The following is a 575-nucleotide window of genomic DNA, read 5'->3' on the forward strand; positions in this document are numbered from 1 at the left end:
ACGCCGGTCGGGTGGCCGTCCGCGCCGCGGATCGCCACTTCCTCCGTTGGCGCCAAGAGACGCCGAGGCACGATCGACGGATCGAGAACATTGAAGATCGAATTGGCCTCAAGCGTCGCCAGCACCTGCGCGCTCGCATAGATCGCGAAAGGCTGTCGCTCACGAAGGCTGAGCAGGCCCGCGACATGGTCCACGTCGGCATTGGTCAGCACCACCGCGCGGATAGGCGTCGAGCGTAGCGGTGCGTCCGCCGCGGGCTGCAGCTCTGGCGCTTGCCCGATCTGCTGACGGATGTCGGGCGATGCGTTGAAGAGAACCCAGCCTTTCCCGTCCGCCGAGGCGGCGATGGACGATTGGGTACGCGAATGCACGCCGGGCATGCCGGCGCGAGCCGCGCGGCTCAGGCGGTAATTGCAGTTCCATTGCGGAAAGCCACCTCCCGCCGCCGATCCGATGATCTTCACGCGCATGGCAAATGCCCGCTCCGCAGCCCATCCGACCGGCTTGTCGGCGGCAGGCAGCTTCGTATCCGTGTTTCCCGCTGCAAAGCCCTCACGTGAGGCGGGGTGCATGCC

At 66.8% G+C, this 575-nt stretch carries 1 protein-coding gene; it reads right to left on the bottom strand.

Going from position 1 to position 575, the window contains the following annotated elements; all coding sequences use genetic code 11:
• The coding region (locus tag EOD07_RS36770; protein ID WP_127238530.1) for an MBL fold metallo-hydrolase at window positions 1–470 on the bottom strand (470 nt) is incomplete at its 3' end.
• Between the last annotated feature and the right edge of the window lie 105 nt (window positions 471–575).

This window comes from Mesorhizobium sp. M2C.T.Ca.TU.002.02.1.1, from assembly GCF_003997225.1.